This window comes from Pseudomonas sp. JQ170C (assembly GCF_035581345.1).
GTDB lineage: Bacteria > Pseudomonadota > Gammaproteobacteria > Pseudomonadales > Pseudomonadaceae > Aquipseudomonas.
Map to the genome: position 1 here is coordinate 5,450,042 of NZ_CP141608.1, position 24,112 is coordinate 5,474,153.

General features: G+C 61.2%; 20 protein-coding genes. 11 read left to right on the forward strand and 9 right to left on the reverse strand.

Translation table 11 applies throughout. The features are described 5' to 3' along the window. Positions 1 to 19 precede the first annotated feature (19 nt). From U9R80_RS24950 to U9R80_RS24975, 6 genes are all read right to left on the reverse strand, one after another. The gene (locus tag U9R80_RS24950; protein ID WP_301842140.1) at positions 20 to 847 is read right to left on the reverse strand and encodes an ABC transporter permease; all 828 of its coding nucleotides are present in this window, start codon (positions 845 to 847) and stop codon (positions 20 to 22) included. Between the two features lie 11 nt (positions 848 to 858). Beyond that, the gene (locus tag U9R80_RS24955) at positions 859 to 2,106 is read right to left on the reverse strand and encodes an ABC transporter permease (RefSeq protein WP_301842142.1); all 1,248 of its coding nucleotides are present in this window, start codon (positions 2,104 to 2,106) and stop codon (positions 859 to 861) included. A 64-nt stretch (positions 2,107 to 2,170) separates the two neighbouring features. Then, the gene (locus tag U9R80_RS24960) at positions 2,171 to 3,202 is read right to left on the reverse strand and encodes an ABC transporter substrate-binding protein (RefSeq protein WP_301842144.1); all 1,032 of its coding nucleotides are present in this window, start codon (positions 3,200 to 3,202) and stop codon (positions 2,171 to 2,173) included. A 40-nt stretch (positions 3,203 to 3,242) separates the two neighbouring features. Next, positions 3,243 to 4,367, reverse strand: a complete 1,125-nt coding sequence (locus U9R80_RS24965) for an ABC transporter ATP-binding protein (protein WP_028942141.1) — start codon at positions 4,365 to 4,367, stop codon at positions 3,243 to 3,245. A gap of 242 nt (positions 4,368 to 4,609) precedes the next feature. Continuing rightward, on the reverse strand, positions 4,610 to 5,239 hold the full coding sequence (locus U9R80_RS24970; RefSeq protein WP_028942142.1) for a response regulator: 630 nt from the start codon (positions 5,237 to 5,239) through the stop codon (positions 4,610 to 4,612). 10 nt (positions 5,240 to 5,249) lie between these two features. Next, positions 5,250 to 7,640 carry a PAS domain-containing sensor histidine kinase gene (locus tag U9R80_RS24975; RefSeq protein ID WP_301842152.1) on the reverse strand — a complete coding sequence of 797 codons (2,391 nt, stop codon included), beginning with the start codon at positions 7,638 to 7,640 and terminating at the stop codon, positions 5,250 to 5,252. A gap of 94 nt (positions 7,641 to 7,734) precedes the next feature. Between U9R80_RS24975 and U9R80_RS24980 the strand changes: the two genes are divergently transcribed. After that, on the forward strand, positions 7,735 to 8,739 hold the full coding sequence (locus U9R80_RS24980; protein WP_301842153.1) for an alpha/beta hydrolase family protein: 1,005 nt from the start codon (positions 7,735 to 7,737) through the stop codon (positions 8,737 to 8,739). Here U9R80_RS24980 and U9R80_RS24985 read toward each other — a convergent pair. The 3 genes from U9R80_RS24985 to U9R80_RS24995 are packed head-to-tail and all read right to left on the reverse strand — an operon-like array spanning position 8,736 to position 11,195. Continuing rightward, a complete protein-coding gene (locus tag U9R80_RS24985; RefSeq protein WP_301842155.1) occupies positions 8,736 to 9,500 on the reverse strand; it encodes a DnaJ domain-containing protein in 765 nt (254 codons plus the stop codon). The genes U9R80_RS24980 and U9R80_RS24985 overlap by 4 nt on opposite strands. A gap of 1 nt (position 9,501) precedes the next feature. Then, a complete protein-coding gene (gene murU, locus U9R80_RS24990) occupies positions 9,502 to 10,173 on the reverse strand; it encodes an N-acetylmuramate alpha-1-phosphate uridylyltransferase MurU (RefSeq protein WP_301842157.1) in 672 nt (223 codons plus the stop codon). Continuing rightward, complete coding sequence (locus U9R80_RS24995; RefSeq protein WP_301842158.1) at positions 10,170 to 11,195, reverse strand: aminoglycoside phosphotransferase family protein; 1,026 nt, start codon at positions 11,193 to 11,195, stop codon at positions 10,170 to 10,172. The genes murU and U9R80_RS24995 overlap by 4 nt, the downstream gene beginning before the upstream one ends. Positions 11,196 to 11,325: 130 nt before the next feature. Here U9R80_RS24995 and U9R80_RS25000 point away from each other — a divergent pair, with 130 nt between their 5' ends. The 10 genes from U9R80_RS25000 (at position 11,326) to U9R80_RS25045 (ending at position 24,076) form a co-directional block, all read left to right on the forward strand. Further along, the gene (locus U9R80_RS25000) at positions 11,326 to 14,148 is read left to right on the forward strand and encodes an LPS-assembly protein LptD (protein ID WP_301842159.1); all 2,823 of its coding nucleotides are present in this window, start codon (positions 11,326 to 11,328) and stop codon (positions 14,146 to 14,148) included. Then, the gene (locus tag U9R80_RS25005) at positions 14,129 to 15,445 is read left to right on the forward strand and encodes a peptidylprolyl isomerase (RefSeq protein ID WP_301842160.1); all 1,317 of its coding nucleotides are present in this window, start codon (positions 14,129 to 14,131) and stop codon (positions 15,443 to 15,445) included. Before U9R80_RS25000 ends, U9R80_RS25005 begins: the two co-directional genes overlap by 20 nt. Continuing rightward, the gene (gene pdxA, locus U9R80_RS25010) at positions 15,442 to 16,431 is read left to right on the forward strand and encodes a 4-hydroxythreonine-4-phosphate dehydrogenase PdxA (RefSeq protein ID WP_301842162.1); all 990 of its coding nucleotides are present in this window, start codon (positions 15,442 to 15,444) and stop codon (positions 16,429 to 16,431) included. Before U9R80_RS25005 ends, pdxA begins: the two co-directional genes overlap by 4 nt. After that, positions 16,428 to 17,234: a 16S rRNA (adenine(1518)-N(6)/adenine(1519)-N(6))-dimethyltransferase RsmA gene (rsmA, locus tag U9R80_RS25015; protein WP_301842165.1), complete on the forward strand. Its 807-nt coding sequence runs from the start codon at positions 16,428 to 16,430 to the stop codon at positions 17,232 to 17,234. Before pdxA ends, rsmA begins: the two co-directional genes overlap by 4 nt. Before the next feature lie 103 nt (positions 17,235 to 17,337). Next, positions 17,338 to 17,718, forward strand: coding sequence for a Co2+/Mg2+ efflux protein ApaG (gene apaG, locus U9R80_RS25020; RefSeq protein ID WP_301842167.1), 381 nt, complete (start codon positions 17,338 to 17,340; stop codon positions 17,716 to 17,718). Next, a complete protein-coding gene (locus U9R80_RS25025; RefSeq protein WP_301842169.1) occupies positions 17,718 to 18,593 on the forward strand; it encodes a symmetrical bis(5'-nucleosyl)-tetraphosphatase in 876 nt (291 codons plus the stop codon). The genes apaG and U9R80_RS25025 overlap by 1 nt, the downstream gene beginning before the upstream one ends. Before the next feature lie 14 nt (positions 18,594 to 18,607). Continuing rightward, entirely contained in the window at positions 18,608 to 18,937 is a 330-nt protein-coding gene (gene glpE, locus U9R80_RS25030) for a thiosulfate sulfurtransferase GlpE (RefSeq protein ID WP_301842170.1), read from the forward strand. Between the two features lie 282 nt (positions 18,938 to 19,219). After that, entirely contained in the window at positions 19,220 to 21,142 is a 1,923-nt protein-coding gene (locus U9R80_RS25035) for a PrkA family serine protein kinase (protein ID WP_028942155.1), read from the forward strand. Between the two features lie 103 nt (positions 21,143 to 21,245). Beyond that, positions 21,246 to 22,517 (forward strand): YeaH/YhbH family protein, encoded by a 1,272-nt coding sequence (locus tag U9R80_RS25040; protein ID WP_301842171.1) that lies wholly within the window; start codon positions 21,246 to 21,248, stop codon positions 22,515 to 22,517. Further along, positions 22,514 to 24,076 carry a SpoVR family protein gene (locus tag U9R80_RS25045; protein WP_301842172.1) on the forward strand — a complete coding sequence of 521 codons (1,563 nt, stop codon included), beginning with the start codon at positions 22,514 to 22,516 and terminating at the stop codon, positions 24,074 to 24,076. The genes U9R80_RS25040 and U9R80_RS25045 overlap by 4 nt, the downstream gene beginning before the upstream one ends. The last annotated feature ends 36 nt before the right edge of the window (positions 24,077 to 24,112 follow it).

The window sequence follows — 24,112 nt, forward strand, 5'->3', positions numbered from 1 at the left end:
GGGCTTGCCCTGCGAAACATCACTCCGGCTGCTGGGTGCGCAACTTCTCGCTGCGCCCGCGCAACCATTCCAGGGTCAGCAACAGCACCACCGAGAACGCGATCAGCAAGGTCGCCGCCGCCGCAATGGTGGGGCTGAGGTTCTCGCGGATACCGCTGAACATCTGCCGTGGCAAGGTGGCCTGCTCCGGCCCTGCCAGGAACAAGGTCACCACCACTTCGTCGAACGAGGTGGCAAAGGCGAACAAGGCACCGGAAATCACCCCCGGGGCAATCAGCGGCAACGTCACCCGACGGAAGGTCGTCAGCGGCGAGGCGCCCAGGCTTGCCGACGCCCGCACCAGGTTGTAGTTGAAGCCCTGCAGGGTCGCCGACACGGTAATGATGACGAACGGCACACCCAGCACCGCATGGACCAGGATCAACGAAATGAAGCTGTTACCCAGCCCCAATGGGGCGAAGAACAGGTAACTGGCCACACCGATGATCACCACCGGCACCACCATGGGCGAAATCACCAGCGCCATGATCAGCGACTTGCCGGGGAAGTCGCCACGGGTCAGGCCGATCGAAGCCAGGGTGCCGAAGATCATTGCCAGTACCGTTGCCGCCGGGGCAACGATGATGCTGTTCTTCAGGGCCCGCATCCACTCGGCCGAGGCGAAGAAGTCCTGGTACCACTGCAGCGAGAACCCCTGCAGCGGATAGACCAGGAAGCTGCCGGAGTTGAACGACAACGGAATGATCACCAGCACCGGCAACACCAGGAACAACAGGATCAGCCCGCAAAGGATGCGCAAGCTGTAGAACCAGACCCGCTCAACGGGCGACATGTAGGGGCTCAGCATGACAACGCTCCTCAGCTCAGACGCAGGCGGCTGGCGCCGACCAGCCAGCTATAGATCAGGTACAACAGCACGGTCGCCAGCAACAGCAAGCCGCCCAGGGCGGTCGCCATGCCCCAGTTGATGCTGGTGTTGGTATAGAAGGCCACGAAGTAGCTGACCATCTGGTCGTTCGGGCTGCCCAGCAGCGCCGGGGTGATGTAGTAGCCGATGGCCAGGATGAACACCAGCAGGCAACCTGCGCCCACACCGGCGTAGGTCTGCGGGAAGTACACCCGCCAGAAGCTGGCGAATGGATGGCAGCCCAGGGAAATCGCCGCACGCATGTAGGTCGGCGAAATGCCCTTCATCACGCTGTAGATCGGCAGGATCATGAACGGCAGCAGAATGTGGACCATGGAGATGTACACACCCGTGCGGTTGAACACCAGCTCCAGCGGTTTGTCGATGATGCCCACGGCCATCAGCGCGCTGTTGATCAAACCGCCCGACTGCAGCAGCACAATCCAGGCGGCGACCCGCACCAGGATCGACGTCCAGAACGGCAACAGCACCAGAATCATCAGCAAGTTGCTCTGGCGGGTCGGCAAGTTGGCCAGCAGGTACGCCAGCGGGTAGGCCAACACCAGGCAGATGGCGGTGATGACAAAGCCCATCCACAGCGTACGGGTGAAGATATCCAGGTAAATCGCCTGGTCCGGGGTGGCCTTGGCCAGCTCACCCAGGTCATCGATACGATGGTCCAGGGCTGCCAACAGATAGAAAGAGGTGACGCTACTGGTGTTACGGCGAATCGCCTGCCAGTACGCCGGATCACCCCAGCGCTCGTCCAGTTCCTGCAACGCTTCTTTATAGGAAGCCGGCTCGGTCTTGAACGGCAGGGCTCGGGCAGTCTTGGCCAGCAGGCTGCGGTAGCCTGCCAGTTCCATGTTCAAACGCTTGGACGTATCGCCCAGGGTCTGGTTCTTGCGCGCCTGGCCAAGGTCTTCGCTCAGTGCCTTGTAGACTGACTCACCCGGCAAGCCCTTGCCATCCCAGGCGGCCACGGCCGTCACGGTCTGCGGCAGGCCGTTGACGACCTCCGGGTTGCCGACGCTCTTGTACAACAGCGCGGCAATGGGCACGAGGAAAACCAGCAGCAGGAACAGCGCCAGCGGCGCGATCAGGGCCTGAGCTTTCCAGCGGTTGACCCGCTCGGCACGTGCAAGACGCTGCTTGAGGGAGGAACCGGCGCCTTCTTTGAGGGGCACTGCGATGGCCATAGCGAACTCCGAAATCTTGAGAACAGGAAGCGCCGGCTGTACGCCGACGCTCCATCAGCCGACCTTACTTGGCAGCCCAGGCGTTGAAGCGTTGTTCCAGCTGTTCGCTGTTGTCAGCCCAGAAGGCGACGTCGATCTGTACCTGGTTGGCAATGTTTTCCGGGGTGGTCGGCATGTCTTTCTTGACCTCATCGGACAGCAGGTTCACCGCCGTGGCATTGGCCGGTCCATACGCGATGTTCTCCGAGTAGATCTTCTGCTGCTCAGGCTTGACCGAGTAGGCGATGAACTTCTTGGCTTCTTCAACGTTCTTCGCGCCCTTTGGAATGGCCCAGGCGTCGAAGTCGTAGATGCCGCCGTTCCAGACCACTTTCAGGTTGCTCTCTTTCTGCACGGCGGCGATCCGACCGTTGTAGGCCGAGCTCATGACTACGTCACCCGATGCCAGGTACTGCGGCGGCTGAGCGCCGGCTTCCCACCACTGGATGCTTGGCTTGAGTTGGTCCAGTTTCTTGAAGGCGCGGTCCTGGCCTTCCTTGGTGCCCAGCACCTTGTACACATCCTTGGGCGCGACACCATCGGCCATCAGCGCGAATTCCAGGGTGTACTTGGCGCCCTTGCGCAGGCCGCGCTTGCCCGGGAACTGCTTGGTGTCCCAGAAATCGGCCCAGCTGGTCGGTGCGGTTTTCAGTTTGTCGGCGTTGTAGGCCATGACCGTGGACCATACGAAGAAACCAACGCCGCAAGGCTGGATGGCACCCGGAACATAATCTGCTTCGTTGCCGAACAGCGCAGGATCGAGCTCCTCGAACATGCCTTCATCGCAACCACGGGCCAGTTCCGGCGACTCGACTTCAACCAGGTTCCACGACACGCTCTTGGTGTCGACCATGGCCTTGACCTTGGCCATTTCACCGTTGTACTCGCCGGCGACGATCTTGCCGTTACCTGCCTTTTCCCATGGTTCGTAGAACGCTTTGACCTGGGCGGCCTTGTTGGCGCCGCCGAAGGAAATCACGGTGAGGTCGGCGGCCATGGCCTGGGCCGCAGCAAACATACCCACTGTCAGGGCGGTCAACTTCAAGTGTTTGAGCATTATTATTCTCTCCACAGTGCAGGGTTGGTGAAGCAAACCTTCAATTGGCTTCCAGGATCGGATCAAGCGCGCGGGCGTGCTGGACCTCCCAGCCAAGCGGTACCACATCGCCCACGGCCAGGGCCGGGTCGAGTTCGGCAATCGGCTGCTTCACGAAGAAATCGGCCTTGCCGCAGACTTCCAGGCGGACCCGTACGTGGTCGCCCAGATAGATGAATTCGGCCACGCGGCCAGAGAAGCGGTTGACGCAGCTTTCGCTGTGACCATTGAGGCGCACGCGCTCGGGACGGATCGACAAGGTCACGGGGTCGCCGGTCTGGCCGACATTCACCGCCAGGGCCTCGACTTTCTCGCCGCGCGCCAGTTGAACCTGGCAGCGCTCGCCGTCCTGACTGATCAGGCGGCCATTGATACGGTTGTTTTCACCAATGAAGTTGGCGACGAAGGTGTTTTTCGGCTCTTCGTACAAGGTGCGCGGGTCGGCGATCTGCTGGATCTCGCCCTGGTGGAACACCGCCACCCGGTCAGACATGGTCAGCGCTTCGCCCTGGTCATGGGTCACATAGACCACGGTGACGCCAAGGCGCTGGTGCAGGTGTTTGATTTCCATCTGCATGTGTTCACGCAGCTGCTTGTCGAGGGCACCCAGTGGTTCGTCCATCAGCACCAGCTGCGGCTCGAACACCAATGCCCGGGCCAGGGCCACCCGCTGCTGCTGGCCGCCGGACAGCTGGCCGGGGTAGCGCTTGGCGAAGGCATCGAGCTGGACCATGTTGAGCACGCGCTTTACCCGCTCGCTGATGTCGGTCTTGCTCAGGTTGCGCACGCTCAGGGGGAACGCCAGGTTTTCGGCCACGGTCATGTGCGGGAACAGCGCATAGTTCTGGAACACCATGCCGATGTCGCGCTTGTGCGGCGGCACGTTGTTGATGGAGCGGCCGGCCAACTGGATTTCGCCAGCGGTCGGCGTTTCAAAGCCGGCCAGCATCATCAGGCTGGTGGTCTTGCCGGAGCCGGAGGGGCCGAGCAAGGTCAGGAACTCGCCTTTGCGAATATCCAGGTTGAGGTCTTTGACGATCAGCGATTCGCCGTCGTAGCTCTTCTGCACACCACGGAAGCTGACCAGCACTTCGCTGGCTGCAGCGCTCGAATTCACCTCACTCATACCCGTACCTTCTTGTTGGATGACTGCGTTTCTACAGCCTAGTGAAGGTGCAAGCGGGCGCAAATCGGGGGCGGAGAGAGATTGATATCAGCCGTGTGGAAGGGTTGGGGTAGGGATTGCCCTACAAGGATGGCGTTTTTAGATATGTAGAGACCAGTCGCGCGGCAAACCTGACCCTGAATGTGCTCACTGCACCTATATAGAGCTGGCTTGCCTCGCGATAGATGTCGCAAACAGAACACTCAGAGCAGCTTGTGCTCCATGGCGTACTTCACCAGCTCCGCCAGCGAATTCACATTGAGCTTCTGCATCAGGCGCGCCTTGTGGGTACTGATGGTCTTGTTGCTCAGCGCCAACTGCTGGGCAATGTCGTTGACATTGGCGCCCTGGGCCAGGCGCTCGAACACCGAGAACTCGCGCTCCGAAAGCAGCGAATGCAGTGGCCGGGCATCGGTCAGGCCAACCTCGAAGACCATCCGGTCGGCAAGCTCGGGGTCGATATAACGGCCACCGCCAGCCACCCGCCGAATGGCGGTCAGCAACAAGGCCGGATCGCTGTCCTTGGTCGCATAGCCCGCCGCGCCGACCTTCAACGCCCGCGCCGCCATTTGCGCCTCGTCATGCATCGACAGCACCAGGATCGCCGGCGGATTGCTCAACGCGCGAATCCGTGGGATGGCCTCCAGGCCGTTGACGCCGGGCATGGAGATATCCAGCAGGACCACCTCGCATTCGGTATGGCGCAGGGTGTCCAGCAATTGCTCGCCATTGCCCGCCTCCCCGGCTACCTGCATGTCCTTGGCCAGGCCAATCAACTGCTTGATGCCTTCACGGACAATGGTGTGGTCTTCGGCCACCAGAACTCGAATCACGCTGCCGCTCCTATTTCAGGGGAATACCCACGCTCAGGCTGGTGCCCTCGCCCGGTTCGCTCTCCAGGGTCATTTGCCCGCCCAGCATCAACACCCGCTCACGCATCCCGACCAGGCCGAATGAAGTGGGTCGGCTCTCTTCCAACGCAAAGCCGATGCCATCATCAATAACCGTCAGGCGCAATGTCCGGCCATCCAGGCTCAGGCTGATCTGCACAGTATGCGCCTGGGCGTGGCGCATGACGTTGGTCAACGCCTCTTGCAGGATGCGGAACAGGCCAATGGCCTTGGCATCGCTCAAGGGCGGTAGATTTTCCGGCACCTGGACCAGGCAGGGAATCTGTGTGCGCGCCTCGAATCGCCGGGCCTGCCACTCGATCGCCGAGGCAATGCCGGCATCCAGAATCGGCGGACGCAAGGCCGTGGCCACATCGCGAACCAGCTGGAACAGCTGGGCAATCAAGCGCTTCATGCTGGCCAGGCGCTCGTTCAGGCCGGGATCAAGGTCGGCATAGGCAAGCTCGCACATGGACGTCTCCAGTTTGAGCACGGTGAGCATCTGCCCCAGCTCGTCATGCACTTCCCGGGCAATGCGGGCCTTCTCTTCCTCCCGCACGCTTTCCAGGTGCGCCGACAGCTCGCGCAATTGCTCCTGGGAACGCTCCAGCGCAAGCTCGGCGCGCTTGCTCTGGGTGATGTCCCAGACCACCCCGTCCCAGACCACGCGGCCATTGCCCAGCATACGGGTACTGGCCTTGATATCGGCCCAGCGCTGCTCACCATCGCGGGTCAGTATCCGCCCCTGCCAGGACCAGTCCTGGTCGGTGGCCAGGGCCAGGTCCTGGACCTTGTGGTAATCCGCACGGTCATCGGGGTGGACGAGGTTACGCAGGCCCATGTCCGGACGCTGCAACGCCGCTGGCGAATAGCCGACCAGCGCCTCGCTGCCCTCGCTGATATAGGGAAACTCCAGCTCGCCTTCCGCCGGGTCGCGCTCAAGCCGGAACACCAACCCGGGTACGTTACCGGCGATCCCCTTGAGCCTGGCCTCGCTCTCGCGCAAAGCGGCCAGGGCACGGCGGCGCTCTGTGACGTCCGTGAGGAAGACCACCAGATACTCAGCATCGCGAAAGCGCAGGAAGCTCAGCGACACATCCACCGGCAGCAGGCTGCCATCGGCACGCAGGCACTGGGTTTCAAAATGCTGGGCGCCATCGTGGCTGGCCCGGGCGCGCTTCCACAGTTCCAGCCAGCGGTCCATGTGCAGGTTGGGTTCAAAGTCGATCAGCGGTCGGTCGATCACCGCCCCCTCGGCATAACCCAGCATGCTCTCGGCTGCCCGGTTGGCATAACGCACATGGCTATCCCAGTTGACCCAGAGAATGCCCACCGTGCTCTGGTCGATGGAGAACTGGCTCAGGCGAAGCGCTTCTTCCCGCGCCTGGCGCTGGTTGATGGTTTCCCGCGCCACCAGCAGGCTGTGCTCAAGCTGATGCAGTTGCCGCCGCTGCCAGACCACGATGGCCGTGCTGGCGAACAACAAGGCGGCGAACAGCAGGCCCAGGTTTTGCCAGAAGCCCGGTGACTCGCTCAAGCGTGGATACTTGGGCTCCAGCCAGCGCTGGTGAAGTTGCTCCAGGTCCTTGGCCGGGATGGCCTGCAGGCCCCGCTCGATAATGTCCGCCAACTGCGGCCAGTCACGCCGCGAAGCAACACGCAGCAACTGGGGCAAGCCAATATCGCCAACCACCGCCAGGTCGCTGAATTCGCTCTCGCGGGACAACCGGCTCAATTGCGCTTCATCCACCACGGCATAGCGGGCCTGCTCGCTGAGCACCAGTTGCAGCGCCTGGCGTTCCTGGGGCACGCCTTGCAGGTTGAGGTTCGAGTAGGTCGCGCGCAGATAATCGGCCACCGCGCTGGGCATGCGCACCGCCACCCGCTCCTTGCTGGTGAGCTTCTCCAGGTCTACCGCTACCGCACCGGTGCGCGGCCCGACGATCAATTGCGGCACGCGCATGTACGGATCACTGAACAACCACAGGCGCAACCCCGCAGGCGTCTGGGTCAGCCCTGGGGCCAGGTCGACTTCGCCAGCGGCCAGCGCCCGCTCCAGCGAGGCCTGGTCAGGGAAATTGCGCCATGTCAGGTCCAGTCCCAGCGAGCGCCCCAACCAGTTCATCAGCTCGACGTTGACGCCGTAGAGCTGCTGCAGGCGTCGGTCGAATTGCGCAAAGGGCGCCTGCAACACCAGCCCCACGCGCAGGCTGCGGTGCTGCTCAAGCCATTGCTGCTGCGCCGGTTCCAGGGTGACAGTGGCCGGCGACGCCGCAGGCGCCGCCAGCGCAATCAAGGGCAAGCAGATACAGCCGATAACCAACAGGCAGCGCAATGACTTCATCTACACGCTCTTCATAGGATGGACGGCCACCGAGCATGGCCGTCCCGGGGAAATACTATTAGGCTGCCGGGAATACTCTGGCCTGGATCACTCCATGTTCGTACTTTATCGCACGGCGCTTACTGCGCTATGCCTTGCATTTATTCTTCCTTGTACCGTACACGCGGCCACTGGCGAAACGCCAGAAGCCTCTGCCGACACCCCGCCCGCCGCCTTGCAGCGCCAGCCCCTGGCCGAGCGCAGCCAGGAGGACGCCCAGGCCCTGGAGCGCCAAGTGCCCAAGGCCGAGCAGCAGATGCTGCAAGCGGGCAGCGACACCTTCCTGGCCCTGTGGAAGCCGGCCAATAGCAGCGACCCCGAAGGCGCGTTGATCATTCTCGCCGGTGCGGGTGAAACGGCGGACTGGCCAAAGACCGTAGGCCCCCTGCGTCGCAAGTTCCCCGACGCCGGCTGGCATACCCTCAGCCTGGGCCTGCCTGACCTGTCGATCGACAGCCCGCAAGCGCGGGTCGACACCGCGCCGGCAGCCAGTGAAACCGTCGCTCAAGGTCAGACCGCCCCCGCCAAGGACACCCCTGACGACGCCAATGCCAGCGTCGAAAAAGCCACGTCGCTCGAGAACGAAACCAGCGAAAGTGCAGCGCCGACGCAAGGGCCAGACGCCAGCGAGAAGGCCGACGCCGAACGCATCTTCGAGCGCCTGGACGCCGCCGTTGCCTACGCCCAGCAACACAACGCCCGCAGCATCGTCTTGCTCGGCAATGGCAGCGGCGCTTACTGGGCCGCCCGGTACATCAGCGAGCGGCAGCCTGCCCAGGTCCAGAAGCTGGTCATGGTCGCCGCGCAAACGCTGGCGCAGGTCGAGCACAGCCTGGACAGCCTGGCGCCAGCATTGAAAGTACCCACGGCCGACTTCTTCTACACCGGCCAGCCCCAGGCCCGACGGGCAGCCGAGCTTCGCCTGCAAGCCAGCAAACGGCTCAAGGACAATCACTACCGCCAGGTGGGATTGGCTGCCATGCCCGGTAACGGAGCGGCGGAACAAGAGCAATTGTTCCGCCGGATCCGCGGCTGGCTAAGCCCGGAAAAGGCCGATTAGAACCCGCGACGTTTGCGGATGATGGCGTAGGCCTGATGCAACTCGCGCGTGCGCTCGGTGGCCTCGCGAACCTGGGACGGGCTGGCACCACTGCCGACCAGTTTGTCAGGGTGATGACGACTGAGCAGTCGCCGGTACGCCTGCTTGATCTGGCCCGGCTCCGCTTCGGCGGCGACGCCAAGCAGGCGCAGCGCCTGTTGATAACCCAGACCGGTACTGCTCAGCGCCGGCCGCTGGGGTTCGTACTCCAACGCCAGGGTCTGGACCCTGGTCGCTGACCATCCCAGTTGCTGGCCCCAGCCCAGCAGCAGTTCGCGTTCCTGGCGGCCAGCCCGGCCATCGGCCCAAACCATGCGCCAGCACGCGCGCAGCATGCCCTCGGCCGCATGGGGCTGCAGGCTCAGGCGGCGCAGGTAACCGCCCAGGCGCTCCTTGCCGCTCTTGCCGCGGTTGAAGGCAGCAATTGCCCGGCGTCGCGCGGTATCGTTCATTTCCAGGCGCTGCATTTCCAGACGCGCCTGCTGGATATGACCATCGACCACTCGCCCGTCACACTTGGCCAGGCGCCCAAGCAGCACGAACAGCACCTCGTCATCGCGCAACACCGAACGCCCGCCAAGGCGCTCGCGCAGGTGTGCCCAACTGTGCAGCTGCAATCGGCGGTCCATCGCCTGGCCCAGCAATGCACCCAGCAATGCGCCGGGAATACTGGCGATGGCGAAGCCCGCCCCGGCACCAATCACCGTGCTCGGCCACAGCATCTCAGCGACGCCCGGCGATCAGCTGTTCGACTTGCGCCAGGCGCTCCTGCGTACCGACGTCTACCCAGTGCCCGCAGTAATGCTCACCCGTCACCCGCCCGGCCGCCATGGCTTGGCGCAGCAACGGTGCAAGTTTGAAGGCACCGGCTGTGCAACCGTCGAACAGACGTGGGTCGATGACCGCGATGCCACTGTAGGTCAAGGTCGCATCCCCTTCCCCGGCATCGCTTACCCGGCCCTGCTGCAGGCAAAAATCGCCCTTGCCGTGATGCCCCGGGTTGTCGACCAGCACCAGATGGGCAAGGCCCTCGGGCTTTTGCGGCAAGCGGGTGAAGTCGTAGTCGGTCCAGACGTCACCGTTGACCAGCACAAAAGGTTCGCTGCCAAGCAACGGCAAGGCCTTGAAGATCCCGCCACCCGTTTCCAGCGGCTCACCTTCGGCGGAGTAGCTGATGCTCAGCCCCCAGCCCGCGCCATTCCCCAAGTGAGCCTCGATCTGCGCACCCAGCCAGGCGTGATTGATGACCACTTCCTTGAAGCCTGCCGCGACCAGGGACCGCAGGTGATACTCGATCAACGGTACACCGGCCACCGGCAACAAGGGTTTGGGCGTGTGCAGGGTGAGCGGACGCATCCGCTCACCTTTGCCCGCCGCCAGAATCATCGCCTTCATGGACGCGCTCCAGCACTGGCCTGCAGGCTCTCGATCAACTCATCCAGCTCGGCCAGCTCCGGACGACGGGCGATCACTTCATCTATATAGGCAAAGAACCGCGGCACATCGGTCAGGTAGCGCGGCTTGCCATCGCGGTGGCAGATACGGGCAAAGATGCCGATGACCTTGAGGTGGCGCTGCACCCCCATCAGGTCGCTGGCGCGCCAGAAGTCCCCGAAATCCGCCTGGACCGGGACACCCTTGGCCTGCGCGCGCTGCCAATAATCCTTCAACCACCCTTCCACCCGGGCTTGCGGCCAGCTCAGGAAGGCATCCTTGAACAGGCAGGTGATGTCATAGGTGACAGGCCCATAGACCGCATCCTGGAAATCCAGCACGCCTGGATTGGGCACGCTCTGCATCAGGTTGCGTGGCATATAGTCACGGTGCACCAGTACTTTTGGCTGGGCCAGGGCACTGTCGATCAGCAAGGTGCTGATGCGCTGCCAGGCGGCCAGTTGCGCGTCAGTGAAACCCAGGCCCAGTTCACGGCCCACGTACCACTCAGGGAACAGCTCAAGCTCCCGGCGCAGCAATGCCACGTCGTAGCTCGGCAGCGGCGCGTCCATGGGCAGTTGCTGGAAGGCCAGCAGCGCCTCGATGGCATCATCGAACAGACCGTCGGCGTTTTCGCCGTTGATCACGTCCAGGTAGGTCTGTGTACCCAGGTCGCTGAGCAACAGGAAACCACGCTCCAGGTCCTGGGCGTGGATCACCGGTACATTGACCTGCGCGCTGGCCAGCAGATGGGCGATATCGACGAAAGGCCGGCAGTTTTCCTGCGGCGGCGGTGCATCCATGACCACAAAGCTGCGGCCTTCGGCCTGCCAGCGGAAATAACGGCGGAAGCTTGCGTCACTGCTGGCGGCAGTCAGGGTACCTGTTGGTACGGCCCCCCAGCCCTGTTGCTGGAACAGATTTGCCAGTTGTTCGGCGAGCCAGGCTTGGAGGTATTGCAGGCGTACATCGTGATCGGGCATTACAAGGGTCTCCGACGGCCCTAGCCGTCAAGCGGGTCATGCTTTATTATCCAGCATCTTTTTCAGACCATCGAGAGGCGTGCGGCCCCACACGCGGGCAGATGGCACGCAGGAAGCCCGGACTAATAAGATGGCATTGAAATCCCCCGCGTTTCGTAAAAAATTCCCGTTGCTGGTCACCGGCGGTCTGCTGGCGCTGCAACCTCTGACCACCTCATTCGTGGTCGCCGCAGAGCAATTCGACTGCCAAGTGTCCGCTGCCGGAGGCTGGGACTGCAAGCCCAAGACCAACGCTGCCGCCCTGCCTCCTCGCCCGGTACATGATGGTGCGGCTGTCAGCTCGACTGGCGAAACGTCCGATTCCTCTGGTGAAGCCGTCGAAGACGCCGGCAAAGCCCCCATGCTCGTCACCGAGAGCAAAGGCCGTGGCCTGAAAACCCGCAGCACCGACTACAGCCACCTGGACTGGGTCCCTCGCGATCAGCTCACCCCCGCCCAGCTCGCCGAAACCGGGCCTTACTGCGCGGGTGCCTACGTCGAGCCGACCCGTCCCGGCATGAATGACACCACGCCGAAGGACGAAGCACCGACCTTCATCGGCGCCAAGGTTTCGCGCTACCAGCAAGAGCAGCAGATCGCCACCCTCGCCGGTGACGTGGTCATGCGCCAGGGCAGCATGCAGGTAGAGGCTGACGAGGCCAACCTGTACCAGGCCGAAAACCGTGGCGAGCTCAGCGGCAACGTCAAGATCCGTGACAACGGTTCGCTGGTCGTCGGCGATCACGCCGACATCCAGCTCGACACCGGTGAAGCCAAGGTCGACAACGCCGAATACGTGATGCACAAGTCACGCATCCGCGGTAATGCGCTGTACGCCAAGCGGGCTGAAAACGCCATCATCCGCCTCAAGGATGGTACCTACACCACCTGTGAGCCGAACAGCAACGCCTGGCAGCTCAAGGGCAACAACATCACCTTGAACCCGGCTACCGGCTTCGGTACCGCGACCAACGTCACCCTGCGGGTCAAGGATTTCCCGGTGTTCTACACACCGTACATCTACTTCCCGATCGACGACCGTCGCCAGTCCGGCTTCCTGCCGCCGTCGTTCAGCACCAGCAGCGATACCGGTTTCACGCTGGTCACGCCGTACTACTTCAACCTTGCGCCGAACTACGACGCCACCTTGTATCCACGCTACATGGCCAAACGCGGCCTGTTGATGGAAGGCGAGTTCCGCTACCTGACCAAATCCAGCGAAGGACAGTTCGGTGGTGCTTTCCTGAACGACAAGGAAGACGAGCGCAAGCTGCAGACTGACTACGAAGAAAAGCGCTGGATGGTCAACTGGCAGCACAAGGGCGGCCTGGATTCGCGCTTGATGACTGAGGTCGATTACACCGATATCAGCGATCCGTTCTATTTCCAGGACCTGGAAACGGATCAGATCGGGGTCGAGAGCCAGGACTTCGTCAACCAGCAAGGTGCGCTGACCTACCGTGGAGACACCTACACGGCGCGGTTGAACGCCCACGCGTATGAACTCGCGACCATCTCGCAGATCACCCCGTACGACCGGCTGCCTCAGCTCACCTTGAACGGCATGCTGCCGTATCACCCGGGTGGCCTGGATTTCAGCTATGAGTCCGAGGCCGTGCGTTTTGACCGTGACCTGAAAGACGACTTCGTCACCGACGAAAATGGCAATCCTGACACCAGCACCGGCGTACCGGGTCGCCGGCTCGACGAAAACATTTTCGGCGTCGCCCGCTCGAACGGCACGCGCCTGAATTTTGCGCCCAAGATCAGCCTGCCTCTGTCCGCTTCGTATGGCTATGTCACGCCATCGATTAAGTACATGACCACCCACTACGACCTAGACCTGGACGGCAAAGGCAAGAACGACGTGGCCGGTGCCTCACCAGAAAGCCTCGACCTTCTGGGTCGTTTCAGTGGCACTCAGAACCGCAACGTACCTATCTTCAGCGTTGACAGCGGTCTGTACTTCGACCGCAACACCCAGTGGTTCGGCAAGAACTATCGCCAGACCCTCGAACCGCGCCTGTTCTATCTCTATGTCCCATACGAAGACCAGGTCGACATCCCGATCTTCGACAGCGGCGAGACCCTGTTCGACTACGGCTCGCTGTTCCGCGACAACCGTTTCTCTGGCACCGACCGAATCGGTGACGAGAACAAACTGTCGCTGGGCGTGACCAACCGCTGGATCGAAGACAACGGCTTCCAGCGCCAGCGCCTCAGCGTTGGCCAGGCCATGTACTTCAAAGACCGCAAAGTCCAGCTGCCAGGTATCGACTACCGCACCCGTGCCGACGCCCAATCGGACGTTTCCCCGTATGCGCTGGAATACGAATACCGCTTCAACCGCGATTGGCGCTTCAACTCCGACTTCAACTGGGACCCGGACAGCCGCAGCACCCGCTCGGGCAGCGCGATGTTCCACTACCAGCCTGAAGATAACGTGAACAAGGTCGTCAACCTCGGCTACCGCTACCGCAACGATATGGTCATCTACGACCAGACCACCGGTCGCTGGCAGGTGGGCGGCGGTGACTACGGTACCCCGGGCGATCCGAACTACATCAAGGACTACTACAAGATCCAGCAACATGACTTCTCGGTCATGTGGCCGATCGTTCCCCAGTGGACCGCGATCGCTCGCTGGCAGCACGACTACAACCGCAACCGTACCCTGGAAGCCTTCGGTGGCTTCGAGTACGACAACTGCTGCTGGAAGCTGCGTCTGATCAACCGTTACTGGATCGATTACGACGACTTCAGCCAGGCAACCCCACAAAACGAAAAAGGCGACCACGGCGTCTTCCTGCAGATTGTGCTGAAAGGCCTGGGCGGCGTAGTGGGCAACAAGGTCGAGTCTTTCCTCGACCAGGGCATTCAAGGTTATCGTACACGTGAAGACCAAGCTTACTGATTGTCTGCGCCCGCTGTTGCTGGGCGCTGTATTGCTGAGCGGCACGGCGCATGCCGCCGTTCAGCCCCTGGATAGTGTCGTGGCCATCGTCGATAACGACGTGGTCATGAAAAGCCAGCTGGACCAGCGTGTGCACGAGGTCGAGCAAACCATCGCCAAGCGCGGTGGCGCTGCGCCACCCCCAGGTGTACTGGACCAGCAAGTGCTCGAGCGCCTGATCGTCGAAAACCTGCAACTGCAGATCGGCGAGCGTTCCGGCATCCGCATCACCGACGAAGAGCTCAACCAGGCCATCGGTACCATTGCCCAGCGCAACGGTATGAGCCTGGAGCAATTCCGCGCGGCCCTGGCCCGCGATGGCCTGTCGTTTGATGATGCGCGCGAGCAGGTTCGTCGCGAGATGGTCATCAGCCGCGTGCGTCAGCGCCGGGTAGCCGAGCGAATCCAGGTATCGGAGCAGGAAGTGAAGAACTTCCTCGCCTCAGACCTGGGCAAAATGCAGCTGTCCGAAGAGTTCCGCCTGGCCAACATCCTCATCCCGACCCCGGAACGCGCCGATTCTGCCGCGATCCAGGCCGCTGCCAATCAAGCGGGCCAGGTGTACCAGCAACTCAAGCAAGGCGCCGACTTCGCCCAACTGGCCATTGCCCGTTCGGCCAGCGAAACAGCACTGGAAGGCGGCGAAATGGGCTGGCGTAAAGCAGCGCAATTGCCACCTCCTTTCGATCGCCTGCTCAGCTCGATGTCGGTGGGTGATGTCACCGAGCCAATCCGTACCCCGGGTGGCTTCATCATCCTTAAGCTGCAAGAGAAGCGCGGCGGCCAGACCATGGTCCGTGATGAAGTCCACGTGCGCCACATCCTGATCAAGCCAAGCGAAATCCGCAGCGAAGCGGCGACCAAGCAACTGGCCGAGAAACTCTATGACCGGATCAAATCCGGTGAAGACTTCGGCGAGCTGGCCAAGAGCTTCTCTGAAGATCCAGGCTCTGCCCTCAATGGCGGCGATCTCAACTGGGTTGATCCGAACGCACTGGTACCTGAGTTCCGTGAGCAAATGGCCAGTGCACCACAAGGTGAAGTGACCAAGCCGTTCCAGACCCAATACGGCTGGCACGTGCTGGAAGTTCTCGGCCGTCGCGCCACCGACAGCACCGAACAGGCGCGTGAGCAACAAGCAATGAACGTACTGCGTAATCGCAAATACGACGAGGAGCTGCAGACCTGGCTGCGTCAGATCCGCGATGAAGCTTACGTTGAAATCAAGCTTCCTGGCGCCAATCAGGCCTCCCAGTGAAACCTGAACGCTTCGCCCTCACACCCGGCGAACCAGCCGGCATAGGTCCCGACCTGTGCCTGCTGCTTGCCGCGCAAGCCCAGCCTCATCCCCTGATTGCCATCACCAGCCGTGACCTGCTCGCCGAGCGGGCCACGCAACTGGGTGTGGCCGTCACGTTGTTGCCGGTGAGCCCTGGAACCTTCCCTGACCAGCCAGCCCCTGCCGGCAGCCTGTATGTCTGGGATACACCGTTGGCAAACCCGGTGGTCGCCGGCCAACTCGACAAGGCCAACGCCGCGTTCGTGCTGGAAACTCTGACCCGCGCCGGCCAAGGCTGCCTGGATGGGCACTTTGCCGGAATGATCACCGCCCCCGTTCACAAAGGGGTGATCAACGAGAGCGGTATCGCTTTTTCCGGTCACACCGAATTCCTGGCCGACCTGACCAGCACCGCACAAGTCGTCATGATGCTGGCGACCCGAGGCCTGCGCGTAGCCCTGGTGACCACTCACCTGCCCCTGCGCGATGTTGCCGATGCCATCACCCCCGAGCGCCTGGAGCGCGTTACGCGCATCCTGCATGCCGACCTGCAACAGAAATTCGGTATCGCCAACCCGCGCATCCTGGTCTGCGGCCTCAACCCGCACGCGGGTGAAGGGGGCCACCTGGGCCATGAAGAAATCGACACCATCGAACCCACACTGGCACGCCTGCGTCGCGAAGGCATGGACCTGCGCGGACCGTTGCCTGCCGATACCCTGTTTACCCCCAAATATCTGGAGCACTGCGATGCAGTGCTGGCGATGTACCACGACCAGGGCCTGCCCGTACTCAAGTACAAGGGCTTTGGCGCTGCAGTGAACGTGACCCTGGGCCTGCCGATCATCCGTACTTCGGTCGATCATGGCACCGCCCTGGACCTGGCCGGCAGCGGCCGGATCGACACCGGCAGCCTGCAGGTCGCGCTGGAAACCGCCTACCAGATGGCCGAGACCCGACTATGAGTGAGCAATACCAACACCGGGCGCGCAAGCGCTTCGGCCAGAACTTCCTGCACGACGCCGGCGTCATCGACCGCATCCTGCGCTCGATCCACGCCAAGTCCAGCGACCGCATGCTGGAAATCGGTCCGGGCCAGGGTGCCCTGACCGAAGGCCTGCTGGGCAGCGGTGCACAGCTTGACGTCGTCGAGCTGGACAAAGATCTGGTACCGATCCTGAACCAGCAGTTCGCCGGCCGTGACAACTTCCGCCTGCACCAGGGTGATGCCCTGAAATTCGACTTCACCAGCCTCGGCGCTGCGCCAAACAGCCTGCGCGTGGTCGGCAATCTGCCGTACAACATCTCCACGCCGCTGATCTTCCACCTGCTCAGCAATGCCGAGCTGATCCGCGACATGCATTTCATGTTGCAAAAGGAAGTGGTCGAACGCCTGGCCGCAGGCCCGGGCGGTGGTGACTGGGGTCGCTTGTCGATCATGGTCCAGTACCACTGCAAAGTAGAGCACCTGTTCAATGTCGGCCCAGGCGCGTTCAACCCGCCGCCGAAGGTTGATTCGGCCATTGTCCGGCTGACGCCCCATGAAACCCTGCCCCATCCAGCCAAGGATCACCGCCTGCTGGAGCGCATTGTTCGCGAAGCCTTCAACCAGCGCCGCAAGACCCTGCGCAACACCCTCAAGGCACTGCTCAGCAGCGACTCGATCGAGGCGGCTGGCGTCGATGGCAGCCTGCGCCCAGAACAGCTGGACCTGGCGGCCTTTGTTCGCCTGGCCGACAAGCTGGCCGAACAACAGGGCAACCACTAAAAGTCGTACACGGCCAGTCATGCTGCATGACTGGCCGGCAACCCCGCCAATGGCCTAGACTGGTGCAATTGCCGTATCCGCGTCTGCTTCCAAGGCCCCTTGCATGTCTGATCCTCGCTACCAGATCGACGTCAGCGTCGTGACCCGCTTTCTCAAAGAACAATCCGACTCCGAAAATGACCGCTTTGCCTTTGCCTACACCATTACCGTAGCGAACAACGGCACGCTGCCGGCCAAGCTGATGTCCCGGCACTGGCTGATCACCAACGGCGACGGGCAGGTCGAAGAAGTCCGCGGTGCCGGCGTAATCGGCCAGCAACCCCTGATCGACCCGGGCAAGAGCCATACCTACAGCAGCGGCGCAGTCATCAGCACCACGGTAGGCACCATGCAGGGCTCTTATCAGATGCTCGCCGAAGACGGTAAACACTTCGACGCCATCATTGCCCCCTTCCGCCTGGCAGTTCCAGGAGCCCTGCACTGATGGCTGTATACGCGGTCGGCGACCTGCAAGGTTGCCTGCAACCTCTCAAGTGCCTGCTCGAGCGAGTCAATTTCAACCCGGCAGTCGACCGCCTGTGGCTGGTGGGCGACCTGGTCAACCGTGGCCCGGAATCACTGGAAACCTTGCGTTTCCTTTATTCCATCCGTGAGTCGCTGACCTGCGTACTAGGCAACCATGACCTGCACCTGCTGGCGGCATGGCACAACATCGAGCGCCTCAAAAAGCACGACACCCTGCGGGAGATTCTCGAGGCGCCCGACGCCGGCGAACTTCTCGACTGGCTTCGTCGACAAAAACTTTTGCACTACGACGAGCAACGCAGTGTCGCATTGGTGCATGCCGGCATTCCCCCCCAGTGGACATTGGGCAAAGCCCTCGAGCTGGCCGGCGAAGTCGAAGAGGTATTGCGCGACGACAATCGCCTCAAACCCTACCTTGATGGCATGTACGGCAACGAGCCGAACAAGTGGAGCAAGGACCTCAGTGGCGTGACCCGCTTGCGATTGATCACCAACTACTTCACTCGCATGCGCTTTTGCACCAGCGAAGGCAAGCTCGACCTCAAGGGCAAGGAAGGCGCTGATACCGCACCGCCAGGCTACAAGCCGTGGTTTGCCCACAAGGGACGCCGTTCACGTCACGTGAAGATCATCTTCGGGCACTGGGCAGCGCTTGAAGGCCGTTGCAAGGAGCCCGGGGTCATTCCCCTGGATACCGGCTGCGTCTGGGGCGGGGCCATGACGCTGTACAACGTCGACAGCGGCGAATTCCACCGGTGCGACTGCAGCGACGAAGGAACGCCTCGCCCACAGTCAGCGCCAGAACAACCGGTTAGAATGAACGACCAGTCCTGAAGGAAACCACTCCCATGAGCGAGTTCAAACGCATCCCTCCCGAGCAGGCCCAGGCCCTGCGCGAGCAAGGTGCGGTCGTGGTCGATATTCGCGACCCGCAAACCTATGCCGCCTTGCACATCGCAGGCTCCAAGCACCTGGACAACCATTCGGTCGCCGACTTCATTCGTGGCGCAGACCTCGACGCCCCGACCGTAGTGGTCTGCTACCACGGCAACTCCAGCCAGAGTGCTGCCGCCTACCTGGTCAGCCAGGGCTTTTCCGACGTCTACAGCCTGGACGGTGGCTTCGAGCTGTGGCGCGGTACCTACCCTTCGGAAACCGCCCAGGGCACTGCCGAATAATTTTTTTCATTTCCTGCAGCCCGCGTCCCGTGCGGGCTCGCGCCTGACCTGACGAACGGTCGCCATCAACAATTCATCCAACCGCCCTTGACCTCCCCGAGAACGAACTATCCTTAAGCCCAGGCCATCCAAAAAGGGGAGAGCCGGTACACCGGCGTGCGGGTCATCGGTAGCGACTTTACAGGTGTTCTGGGGGGTATACAGCAATCGGTAATCCCGGTTGCATGCCAGCATCAGCTGACTGATCCGGCGTCGGCTCCACGTATCGAGCGAGGTGACGTCATGAGTATTTTTAGCCACTTCCAACAACGTTTCGAGTCCACCCGTCAGGAAGAACTTTCGCTGCAAGAGTACCTTGAGCTCTGCAAAAGTGATCGCAGCGCATATGCCTCGGCGGCCGAACGCCTGTTGATGGCTATCGGCGAGCCGGAGCTGGTCGACACCTCAAACAACTCCAGGTTGTCGCGGATCTTCTCCAACAAGGTGATCCGCCGCTACCCGGCATTTGAAGACTTCCACGGCATGGAAGAATGCATCGACCAGATAGTCTCCTACTTCCGCCATGCCGCCCAAGGGCTGGAGGAGAAGAAGCAGATCCTCTATCTCCTGGGTCCGGTGGGCGGCGGCAAGTCCTCCCTGGCTGAAAAGCTTAAGCAACTCATGGAGAAAGTGCCCTTCTATGCCATCAAGGGCTCGCCGGTGTTCGAGTCGCCACTGGGGCTGTTCAATGCTACCGAGGACGGCGCCATTCTTGAAGAAGATTTCGGCATTCCGCGTCGTTACCTCAATACCATCATGTCGCCCTGGGCGACCAAGCGCCTGGCTGAATTCGGGGGCGATATCAGCCAGTTCAAGGTGGTCAAGCTGTACCCATCGATCCTCAACCAGATCGCCGTGGCCAAGACCGAACCGGGCGACGAGAACAACCAGGACATCTCGGCCCTGGTCGGTAAAGTCGATATCCGCAAGCTCGAGGAATACCCACAGAACGATGCCGACGCCTACAGCTATTCGGGCGCACTGTGCCGGGCCAACCAGGGCCTGATGGAATTCGTCGAAATGTTCAAGGCGCCCATCAAGGTCCTGCACCCACTGCTGACTGCTACTCAGGAAGGCAACTACAACAGTACCGAAGGCCTCGGTGCCATCCCCTACTCCGGCATCTTGCTGGCGCACTCCAACGAATCGGAATGGCACAGCTTCCGCAACAACAAGAACAACGAGGCGTTCATCGACCGTATCTACATCGTCAAGGTGCCGTACTGCCTGAGGGTCAGCGACGAGATCAAGATCTACGACAAGCTGCTGTTCAACAGCTCGCTGGCCAAGGCCCACTGCGCGCCTGATACCTTGAAGATGCTCGCCCAGTTCACCGTGCTGTCACGGCTGAAAGAGCCTGAAAACTCGAACATCTACTCGAAAATGCGGGTCTACGACGGCGAGAACCTCAAGGACACCGACCCCAAGGCCAAGTCGATCCAGGAGTACCGCGACGCAGCCGGTGTGGATGAGGGGATGAACGGCCTTTCGACCCGTTTTGCCTTCAAGATCCTTTCCAAAGTATTCAACTTCGACCCACACGAAATTGCTGCCAACCCGGTGCACCTGCTTTATGTACTTGAGCAGCAGATCGAACAGGAGCAATTCCCGGCGGAGGTTCGCGAGCGCTACCTGCGTTATCTGAAAGAGTACCTGGCGCCGCGCTATATCGAGTTCATCGGCAAGGAAATCCAGACGGCTTACCTGGAGTCCTACAGCGAATACGGCCAGAACATCTTCGACCGCTACGTGCTGTACGCCGACTTCTGGATCCAGGACCAGGAATACCGCGACCCGGAAACCGGGGAGATCCTCAACCGCATCGCCCTCAACGAAGAACTGGAGAAGATCGAAAAACCGGCAGGCATCAGCAATCCGAAGGATTTCCGCAACGAGATCGTCAACTTCGTATTGCGCGCCCGGGCCAACAACAACGGCAAGAACCCGACCTGGCTGAGCTACGAAAAGCTGCGGGTGGTGATCGAGAAGAAAATGTTCTCCAACACCGAGGACCTACTGCCGGTCATCAGCTTCAACGCCAAGGCCAGCAAAGAAGATCAACAGAAGCACAACGACTTCGTCACCCGGATGGTGGAACGCGGTTACACAGACAAACAAGTTCGGCTGCTCTCGGAATGGTACCTGCGCGTCAGAAAATCGCAGTGACCGAGCTGTAAGTGGCAAGCCGCAGGCTCTACCCCAGGCATTTGCTGTCTGCCTGGCAGGGCTTGCGGCTTGAAGCTTGAGTCTTCAGCTCCCGGAGGGGCCTATGAGCTATGTGATCGACCGACGCCTGAACGGCAAGAACAAGAGCACGGTCAACCGCCAGCGCTTTTTGCGGCGTTACCGTGACCACATCAAGAAAGCCGTCGAGGAGGCCGTAAGTCGCCGTTCCATTACCGATATGGAACATGGCGAGCAGATCAGCATACCCGGTCGCGATATCGACGAGCCGGTGTTGCACCACGGCCGCGGTGGCAAGCAGACAGTCGTACACCCCGGCAATAAGGAATTCACTGCTGGCGAACACATCGCCCGACCCCAGGGTGGAGGCGGCGGGGGCGGACGCGGCAAAGCCGGTAACTCGGGTGAAGGCATGGATGAATTCGTCTTCCAGATCACTCAGGAAGAGTTTCTTGAATTCATGTTCGAAGACCTCGAACTGCCCAACCTGGTCAAACGCCATCTGGCCGGCACCGATACCTTCAAGACCGTGCGCGCGGGTATCAGCAATGAAGGCAACCCGTCACGAATCAACATCATCCGCACCTTGCGCTCAGCGCATGCCCGGCGCATCGCCCTGTCTGGCAGCAGCCGCGCAAAACTGCGCGAAGCCCAAGAAGAACTGGCACGCCTGAAGCGCGAAGAGCCCGATAACTTCGGCGATATTCAGGAAATAGAAACGGAAATTGAACGGTTGAGTGCCCGCATTCACCGGGTGCCTTTCCTCGACACCTTCGACCTCAAGTACAACTTGCTGGTCAAGCAACCGAACCCCAGCTCAAAAGCGGTGATGTTCTGCCTGATGGACGTCTCTGGCTCCATGACCCAGGCCACCAAGGACATCGCCAAGCGCTTCTTCATCCTTTTGTACCTGTTCCTCAAACGCAACTACGACAAAATTGAAGTGGTGTTCATCCGTCACCACACCAGTGCTCGCGAAGTCGACGAGGAGGAGTTTTTCTATTCCCGGGAAACCGGCGGCACCATCGTTTCCAGCGCCTTGAAACTGATGCAGGAAATCATGGCCGAGCGCTACCAGGCCAGCGAATGGAACATCTACGCCGCCCAAGCCTCCGACGGTGACAACTGGAATGACGACTCGCCGATTTGCCGCGAGATCCTCACCAAGCAAATCATGCCGTTCGTCCAGTACTACACTTACGTGGAGATCACTCCCCGCGAACATCAGGCATTGTGGTTTGAATATGAACGCATCGGCGAAGCCTTTGCCGATACGTTCGCCCAGCAGCAGCTGGTGTCGGCCGGCGATATCTATCCGGTCTTCCGTGAACTCTTCCAGCGCAGGTTAGTGACATGACCGCTAGAGAGCAGAAGCGCCAACCCATTTCCACCGGGTCCGAATGGACATTCGAACTGATCCAGGCCTATGACCGGGAAATCAGCCGCCTGGCCGAGCGCTATGCCCTGGACACCTACCCCAACCAGATCGAAGTGATTACGGCTGAACAGATGATGGACGCCTATGCGTCCGTGGGCATGCCTCTGGGCTACCACCACTGGTCCTACGGCAAGCACTTCCTAAGCACCGAGAAATCCTACAGCCGTGGTCAGATGGGCCTGGCCTACGAAATCGTGATCAACTCTGATCCCTGCATCGCCTACCTGATGGAAGAAAACACCATCTGCATGCAGGCCCTGGTGGTTGCCCATGCCTGTTACGGACACAACAGCTTCTTCAAAGGCAATTACCTGTTCCGCACCTGGACCGACGCCAGCTCGATCATCGACTACCTGGTGTTCGCCAAGCAGTACATCACCCTATGCGAGGAGCGCCATGGCATCGACGCGGTCGAAGACCTGCTCGACTCCTGCCATGCCTTGATGAACTACGGTGTTGACCGCTACAAGCGGCCGTACCCGATTTCCGCGGAAGAGGAGCGGCGCCGGCAGAAGGAACGCGAAGAGCACCTGCAAAAGCAGATCAACGACCTGTGGCGCACCATTCCCAAGGGTGCGGACAAGAACAGCGACCGCGACAATGCCCGCTTCCCCGCCGAACCCCAGGAAAATATTCTCTACTTCATCGAAAAACACGCACCGCTGCTCGAACCCTGGCAGCGGGAAATCGTGCGTATCGTGCGCAAGATTGCCCAGTACTTCTACCCGCAACGCCAGACCCAGGTGATGAACGAAGGCTGGGCCACGTTCTGGCACTACACCCTGATGAACGACCTGTACGACGAAGGCCTGGTGACCGACGGCTTCATGATGGAGTTCCTGCAGTCGCACACCAGCGTGGTGTTCCAGCCCGGCTTCGACAGCCCCTACTACAGCGGCATCAACCCCTATGCCCTGGGCTTTGCCATGTACCGCGACATCCGTCGCATGTGCGAACACCCCACCGAGGAAGACCGCCGCTGGTTCCCCGACATTGCTGGCAGCGACTGGCTGTCGACCATCAAGTTCGCCATGAGCAGCTTCAAGGATGAAAGCTTCATCCTGCAATACCTGTCGCCTACCGTGATCCGCGACCTGAAGCTGTTCAGCATTCTCGATGATGACCAGCGCGAAGATCTGCTGGTGCCGGCCATCCATGACGAAAGCGGCTATCGGATCATCCGTGAAACCCTGGCCGCCCAGTACAACCTGGGGAACCGCGAACCGAACGTGCAGATCTGGAGCATCGATCGGCGCGGTGACCGCTCCCTGACCCTGCGTCACCAGCAACACGACCGCAAACCGCTGGGCGACTCCACCGAGGAAGTGCTCAAGCACCTGCACCGCCTCTGGGGCTTCGACATTCACCTGGAAACCCTGCAGGGCGACCAGATCATGAAAACCCATCACGTACCACCCAAAGGCGAGCACAGCGAAGCTGAGTACGGACGTCTGGACCTCGCGGTCGTTCACCTTTAGCCCCCCTGCCCTCCGTTGCTGCCAGACAGGTTATCC